The sequence below is a fragment of the Corallococcus sp. AB049A genome (assembly GCF_003668885.1).
GTDB lineage: Bacteria > Myxococcota > Myxococcia > Myxococcales > Myxococcaceae > Corallococcus > Corallococcus interemptor.
The window spans coordinates 1-7,660 of record NZ_RAWL01000405.1 but is presented as its reverse complement, the minus strand read 5'-3'; the positions used below and the strand labels follow the sequence as shown (position 1 = coordinate 7,660).

Genomic DNA, 7,660 nt, shown 5'->3' with positions numbered 1-7,660 from the left:
CGGGCGGACGCTGCGGGGGCGGCATCGGCTCCGGCGGCGAGTCCGGCCGGACGATGCGCGGCAGCGGATCATTGCCCCGGTTGGGCGTCTGCCGGGGCGAGGGCGCGTCGTTGGCCATCAACGTGGGCACGTTGGTCAGCGACGGGCGCGGCGGCGCGGCGGTCAGCACCGGCGCGCTGTTCTGCGACAGGCGCGGCGGCCCCGAGGGCGGCAGCGACGAGGGCGGCGGGATGACGGCCGTGCGGCCCGACACATCCTCTCCGTCGTCATCGTGGGGCGCGGCCGGGGACTCCAGCGGCGTGACGGCGCGGCCAATGGCGGCGCCCGGCTGGGTGGTGGGCTCCGGCGCGTCGTTGAAGACGGCGTCGCGATCCACCATCTGCGTCGCCAGCTCCTCGTCCTCCTTGGGCGAGGGCGCGGCGGGCGCGGCGGTCAGCTTGGGCAGCGCGGCGAGCGTGGGCGAGCGGCGAGCGCCCTGCGCGGCGCCTCCGGAGTTGGAGGCGCGCGGCGGCGGCGCGGGGACCGGCTCCACGGCGGGCGCGGAAGGCGCCACGGCGGGGATGTTGGTCAGGCTCTGCGTGGGCACCGGGGACGGGCCGCTGTAGCCCGCCTCGATGGCCGCCAGCATGCCGTCCGGCGCGCGGATGTCCGCGTACTCGGCCAGGCGCTGCTTCTCGCGCTCCACCTCTTCGGCGAACGTGGACTTCATGTACTGCATGAGGTCCTTGCGGCCGAAGATGGAGTCGCTCGTCAGCAGGAAGCGCTGCAGGTCGTCGCCCAGCTCGCTGGCGTACTGGTAGCGCTCCTCCACGTCCTTCGCGAGCGACTTGAGGACGATGCGCTCCAGCGCCTCCGGGATGCGCCGGTTGTACGTGGACGGCGAAGGCACCTCCGCCTTGCGCACCTTCTCCAGCACGGAGAAGTCGCTGTCGCCCACGAAGAGGCGCTCGCCGGTGAGCATCTCGTAGAGGCACACGCCAATGGCGAACACGTCCGAGCGGCGATCCAACGGCAGGCCGCGGATCTGCTCCGGGCTCATGTAGCCGAACTTGCCCTTGAGGATGCCGGCCTGCGTCTTGGTCGCCTTGCCCGCCGCCTTCGCGATGCCGAAGTCGATGACCTTGACCTCGCCCTCGAAGGACACGAGCACGTTCTGCGGCGAGATGTCGCGGTGGACGATGTTGAGCTCGCGCCCCATCCCGTCCTTCTTGCGGTGGGCGTAGTCCAGGCCCTCGCACATCTTCGCCACGCAGAAGGCGACCAGCGGCACGGGCGCGGGCTCACCCTTCTTCCGGCAGCGGTCGAAGATGGCCCGCATGTCCTTGCCGGGGATGTACTCCATCGAAATGAAGTAGCTGCTGGCGATCTGCCCCAGCTCGTAGATCTGCGCGATGTTGGCGTGGGTCAGCTGGACGCTGATCTTCGCCTCATCGATGAACATCGAGATGAATTCTTCATCTTCGGCGATGTTCGGCAGGATGCGCTTGATGGCGACGAGCCGCTCGAAGCCGCTGGCGCCAAATTGTTTGCCGCGCCAGACCTCCGCCATGCCACCGATGTTGACGCGGTCCAGGAGGAGATACTTCCCGAACGGGATGGGTTGCCGCTTCGGTTGAGAGGTCGTCACTTTGAGTGGGGGTCGAGTCCTTGCAAGGAGCCTATCGATCGCGGCTCCGCAGGGTCAACCGCGCGCGCGGACCTATTTCCGCCTGCTTGCCCTGCAGGCGGCCCGAATCCACCCGAATCAGGGTGAAGGGAACACCGCTTCGCCCCCATCCACCAGGGAGTCCTCCAGGTCGATTCCGGGCGGAGCGCCCTTCTCCTCCTCCTCGGGGAGCTGGGCGCGCACGATGGCGACGCGCGGCTCGCCCCGCTGGGAGAGCACGGCGGGCGCACCAAAGCGCACCTCGGCGGGCAGCCCCACCAGCGTCACCCAGGCCTGCTTGCCGTCAGGGGACACGCAGTAGATCAGCGTGCCGGGCCTCGTGCCGGGCGCGTCACGGACCGGGCCCTGGCACCCGGTGCGCACCTGGAGTGCGTAGGCCGGCACCGCGAGGCCGCGCTCCAGGTACGGCGGCGAGCCCAGGGCGTCCACGAGCGGCTGGAGTTCCTCGGCTCGCGCGGGCACGGCCGCCACCGTGGCCCGCTTCTGGGCCTCTCCCTGGAAGCGCTGGAGCGCCACGGCGGCCAGGTCCGGTGAGTCCAGCGGCGTGCGCCCCTCCGCCAGCACCAGGTCCACGAAGAGCGCCAGCACGAGCAGGATGGGCAAGAGCCGGTAGCCCTTGAAGTCCTCCGGCTTCTTGCGCAGGAGCCCCGCAGTGAACACGGCCAGGCCCACGCCCGCGAGCCCCAGCACGACGCTGGTGCGCACGGTGGACGGCGGCGACATGAGCGCGGAGACCTCCGCGGTCCGGGCGCGCAGCGCATCCGACAGGTCACCCCCGTAGATCCACCCGAGCGCCCCCAGGCACACGACGTTGGCCAGCAGCGTCTTGCGCGAGGGGCCGCTCATCCCGCCAGCGTCCTGGCCGGATCCGTGGCGGCGGCGCGGCGGCTGGGGAAGTAGGCCCCGGCCAGCGCGGCGAGCAGCCCCAGCAGCACGCCGCCCAGCACGACCCCCGCCGGGAAGGAGAAGAAGCTCTCCGGCTTGAAGGGGAAGTTGGGCAGGTGGCTCTTCGCGAGCCGGTCCACGATGAAGGCCAGCACCAGCGCCGCCGCCGTGCCCGCCGCGCCGCCCAGCACGCCCACCACGCCGGCCTCCGCCAGCACGATGGCGCGCACGTCCGCGCGCGAGGCGCCCACCGCCTGCATCACGCCAATCTCCCTGGCCCGCGCGCGCACGGAGGAGGACATGGCGTGGGCGATGTTCACCGCCGCCAGCACGCAGATGAGGATGGAGAGCAGGGCCAGCGCGGACGTGGTGAGCGCCACCGCCGCGCCCGCGTTCTCCGCCATCCGGCGCTCCTGATCATCGATTTCGAAGCCCATCCCCTTCACCGCCTCCACCAGCTCCGGGACGCGCGAGGGGTCCGCCGCCACCAGCGTGACGCCGGAGTAGCTGTCCGCGTCCGCGCCGGAAGCGCGGTTGATGCGCACGGCCGTGTCCAGCGGGATGGTGATGCCCGCGAGCATGGCCCGGTCGGACGCGCCCACCACCTGCGCCTGCTGCGTGCTGGTGGGCCCGCCGGACGTGGCCGCCACGTAGGAGCGGTTGAACTCCACGGGGAAGCCGAAGCCGATGAGCATCTCCGCGGACAGCTGCGGCAGCTTGCGCGCGGGCGCGAACGTCTTGTTGTACAGCTCCAGGAGGCGCGTGGAGATGAGCGCGGGGATGGCCTTGCCCTCCCCCGGGTCCTTGAAGTCCTTCGCCTCCGGCAGCCCCACGTCCTTCTGCACGAGGCCCGGGTCCACGCCCACCGCGAGCACCTCCATGCCCATGCGCAGGCGCGAGCCGAAGAAGACGCCGTCGTAGCGCGTCACCGCCGGCACGCGGACGTTCATCTTCCGGTACGTCGCCTCCACGCCGGGCAGCGCGGCCAGCCGCTCCACCGCGGCCGCGTCCAGCTTGCCGCCGCCCAGGAGGCCCAGCGACACCGCCGGGGGCACCACGTCCACCAGCCGCGAGTCCGTGGGGAAGATGCGCTCGCGGATGACGCGCCCCACGCCCAGGCCCAGGCCCACGAAGAACACCAGCGCGCCCACGCCCATGGCCACGCCGAAGGCGGAGAAGAACGCGCCCTTGCGCTCGCGCGCGAGGGACAACCTCACCAGTCGCGACAGTGCGTCGAACCTCACGGGGCACCTCGCGACGCCATGGCGGCTGACGCGGGGGATTCCTCCACCAGCCGCGCGTCCTTGAGCCGCAGCACCCGCCGCGCCACCGCGCTCATGCGCTCCTCGTGGGTGACGGTCAGCACCGTGAGCCCTTCCCTGTGCAGCTCCTGGAACAGCTGGATGACGCCCGCGCCCGTGGCCGCGTCCAGGTTGCCCGTGGGCTCGTCGCAGAGCAGCAGCTTCGGGCCGCCAAACAGGGCGCGGGCAATGGCCACGCGCTGACGCTCGCCACCCGACAGCCGGATGGGCGCGCGGTCCTGCTTGGCGCCCAGGCCCACGCGCTCCAACAGCTGGCTCGCGCGCTTGCGGCCATCCGGCGTGGCCGGACCGAAGTGCGAGGGCAAGAGCACGTTCTCCAGCGCGGACAGGTTGGGGATGAGGTGGAAGGACTGGAAGACGAAGCCCACGTGCGTGTTGCGAAAGCGCGCCAGCTCCTTGTCCTTCAGGCCGGTGAGCTTCACGCCGCCCACCTCCACCGTGCCCTGGTAGTGCACGTCCAGGCCGCCCAGCAGGTGCAGCAGCGTGGACTTGCCGCTGCCGGACGCGCCCACCACCGCGACGAAGTCCCCGGCCTCCACGTCCAGCGACACGCCGTCCAGGACGCGCACGCGCGAGCCCTCGCCGTCCTCGTACTCCTTCACGACATCTCGGGCGCGAATCAAGGCGTGGCCGGGGTGGTCGTGGTGGTGGAGGCCGCGGGCGCGGGCGTGAGCCGCAGGGAGATTTCCGCCTGCAGCGCCTTGTCCTTGCGGGACAGGGCCATGGTCACCGCGCGCAGGTCATCCGTGGCGTCCAGCCAGCGCACCGTGGTGGCCTTGATGGCGAAGCCGCCAATGCCCCACGCGGCGGACGGCAGCGCCTTCACCGCGTCCGACAGCCGGCGCAGGTCCAACAGCACCACCAGCGCGGCGTCCTTGCCCACCGCCTTCAGGTCCTCGGACACGGGGCCCGCGCCCGCGGGCTGCGCGAACGAGGCCAGCGTGGACTCCAGGCGCGCCTTGGGCGCCGCGAGCACCAGCTTGCCGTCCTTGGACAGCGCGAAGTGCGCGCCCTCGCCCGCGCGGTACGACGTGAGGTACGCCTTCTGGCCGCTCAGGTCCGTGGCCTCCACCTTCGCGCCGAAGCCGCCCGCGAAACCCGGCACCTTTTCGAGCGTGGCCTGCCCCTTCGCCACGTCCTTCACCTCCGCGAGCGCCACCAGGTTGACGAAGCGGAAGGGGTTGGTGCGCCGCAGGTCCAGGTCCGGCATGCCCGAGGACAGGTTGACGTTGGGCGCCAGCGACAGGCTCAGCGCCATGCCCGGCTTGAGGTTGTCCAGCACCTCCGTCTTCACGTTGAAGCCCGCCTCCTGCACCGCGCGCGTCACCTGCGAGCCGGCCAGGTACGGCCACACGCCGTCCAGCTGCGACGGGTCACCCCGGAAGCGCGCCACGAAGAAGCTGTCCTGCGGCAGCCAGCCCGCGAGCGACTCGCCGCCCTTGGCCTCCAGCGCCGCGAGCGACACCTGCGTGTCCGGCCACGGCGCGTCCGCGCGCAGCGTCACCGCGCGGTCCTCGATGTGGCCCGTGAAGGTGATGCCCTGCACGCTGCCCGCGGGCAGGAGGCCCATGCCGCCCGGCAGCCACACGTGGAAGTCACGGTCGCCGGAGAGGCGCTTGAGGGACGCCTCCAGCACCGGCTCCTTCGAAAGCGACTGCTCCTCCGGCAGCGCCGCCAGCTCCGTCAGCCGAGGCACGGCCGCGCCCGCGGACAGCAGCACCAGGTCGTGCTTGAGGAAGAGCATGCCCAGCATGGGCTCCGTGGAGCCCGGGCGGTTGAAGGTGACGAGCCGCCCGGCATCCACCTTCGTGTCCTTCTCCTCCGAAGCGCCCAGGCGCGAGCGCGCGAAGGTGGCGAAGGTCGTCTTCAGCTTGTCCGCGTCCTTCACGCCAATGACGGACACGGCCTGCGTGCCGCCGAGGAAGGCCGCGCCGGCGCCGCGCTTCGGGTCGATGCCGGCGTCCTCCAGCGCCTTCCGGCTGCGCAGGTCCACGCCCACCTGCCGCATCACCGCGGACACGTAGCGCTCCGCGGAGGAGAAGTTCTGCAGCTGCGCGACGAACGTGGCCACCTTGAGGTTCTGGAAGCGCGCGAGCTTCTCGCCCAGCGTGCCCAGGTCGTCGATGACGACGGCCGCCTGCGCGGTGCGCGGCAGGTAGCGCGAAACACCCCGGGGCGAATCCGCGGGCCCCGCCGCCTCCTTCCCGCAGCGCGAGCAGCCGGCGAACACGACCAACAGCAGGACCAACGGGAGGAATCCAACGCGGCGGAGCATGGGCGTCAGGACAGGATGCCTGCGCCGGAGAGTCAATCTATTCGTGCGCCGTTCCCGGCGCCTGCCATGGCCACAAGGTGCCACGGTGAACAGGTGCCCGCCGGCCGGGCCCGTGCCCGCCCTACCGCACGCGGGTGCCGCCGTGCGGCAGGGGCGCGGAGGTCTCCTCGGTGAAGTCGAGGAAGCGCTCCATCTGGCGCACCGTCTCGTCCGTGGCCTCCGTCTCCGCGGAGAGCACGTCCAGCTGCCGGTTGACGCTCTCCGGGTCGCGGATGGCGATGGACTGCTCGTGCGTCAGCCGCATCAGGTCCTCGATGCCCGCCAGCTGGTGGCTCACCACCTCGCGGCTCTCGCCCGCCTGCTCGAAGCGCATCAGGCGCTTGCGCAGGATCTCCACGCGCTTGCCCTTCACGTCCTTGAGGCGCGGGTTGGCTTCGCTTTCGACCTCCGCCTCCAGCGCCGTCACCTCGGAGGTGAGGTGCTCGCGGTCGGACCCGTTGAGGTACGTGCGGTACTGGTTGAGCGCGGAGATGAGCCGCAGGAAGGACGTGAGCAGCGCGTCCAGCTTGGGCTCGCTGTCCGCCACCAGCACGCGCCCGCCGGGCAGCTTGCGGTAGTTGGCGAGGATCTTCTCCTTCAGCCCCACCAGCTGCTGGTAGTGGTCCCGCTGCGACGGCGCCAGGTCCGCGAGCAGCGAGTCCACCGCCGCGCGCGCGGCCTCCGGGTTGTCCGGCTGCTGCGCCCGCACGGCGCGCTGGAAGCGCTTCATGGACGACAGGACGGCCAGGTAGACGCCCTCCACGCCCAGCGCCACCATCATGGGCAGCGGCTCCTGCGTCACGGCGCTGGACATGGCCGCCGTCGTCAGCCCCACCAGGTTGGCCGGCAGGAGGAACGCGGCCTTGATGTAGTTCGGTGTCTTCGCCACGTCCGACTCCCCTTCCCTCTAACGCCCCGCTGTCAGGGCCCCCGCGCCTCGGAGACGTACTTCAGCGCGCCCAGGTCCCGCGTGTCCTCCGCCGGTGGGGGCGCATTCCCGCGCTTGAGCTTCTGGAAGAGCGCCGCGGCGCTCTGGAAGAGCTCGTCATAGGTAACCGGCGCCTCGCCGGAAAGTCCGAAGAAGGCCCGATTGTCCGCCAGTGTCGCGGGCGGAGCGCTCCGGATGGCCTCCGTGGGGTCGCCCAGGTAGGGCGCCACCTCGCCCAACAGCCGGGCCCCGGCGGCCGGGTCCTTCAGCACGCCCTGTCCCGCGTCCAACAGCCCCCGCAGCACCCGCCGCACCGCGTCCGGGTAGCGCGCCGCGAAGTCGCCCCGGGCCACCAGCACCGTGGCCAGCAGGTGCGGGGCGTCCGCCGTGGTGGCCAGCACCTTGCCGCCCCGGTCCCGCGCCGCCAGCTCCACGTCGCCCCACAGCCCCACCACCACGTCCGCCCGTCCCTCCCGGAGCGCCCGGCCGGCGTCCAGCGTGGAGGGCCTATCTCTTATACACATCTGACGCTGCCGACGACTTAA

The 7,660-nt window shown here is 71.7% G+C and carries 6 protein-coding genes; all 6 read right to left on the bottom strand.

The window, feature by feature from the left end; translation table 11 throughout:
- Window positions 1-1,627 (bottom strand): serine/threonine-protein kinase (locus tag D7X55_RS31575; protein WP_147470278.1); only part of this gene is annotated, 1,627 nt, incomplete at its 3' end.
- A gap of 117 nt (window positions 1,628-1,744) precedes the next feature.
- Entirely contained in the window at window positions 1,745-2,512 is a 768-nt protein-coding gene (locus tag D7X55_RS31570) for a hypothetical protein (protein WP_120548953.1), read from the bottom strand.
- Window positions 2,509-3,795, bottom strand: a complete 1,287-nt coding sequence (locus D7X55_RS31565) for an ABC transporter permease (protein WP_120548954.1) — start codon at window positions 3,793-3,795, stop codon at window positions 2,509-2,511. Before D7X55_RS31565 ends, D7X55_RS31570 begins: the two co-directional genes overlap by 4 nt.
- A complete protein-coding gene (locus tag D7X55_RS31560) occupies window positions 3,792-4,496 on the bottom strand; it encodes an ABC transporter ATP-binding protein (RefSeq protein WP_121725007.1) in 705 nt (234 codons plus the stop codon). The genes D7X55_RS31565 and D7X55_RS31560 overlap by 4 nt, the downstream gene beginning before the upstream one ends.
- Window positions 4,493-6,148: a hypothetical protein gene (locus D7X55_RS31555; RefSeq protein WP_121725006.1), complete on the bottom strand. Its 1,656-nt coding sequence runs from the start codon at window positions 6,146-6,148 to the stop codon at window positions 4,493-4,495. The genes D7X55_RS31560 and D7X55_RS31555 overlap by 4 nt, the downstream gene beginning before the upstream one ends.
- Before the next feature lie 121 nt (window positions 6,149-6,269).
- Window positions 6,270-7,076 (bottom strand): hypothetical protein, encoded by an 807-nt coding sequence (locus D7X55_RS31550; RefSeq protein ID WP_121725005.1) that lies wholly within the window; start codon window positions 7,074-7,076, stop codon window positions 6,270-6,272.
- Window positions 7,077-7,660 lie beyond the last annotated feature (584 nt).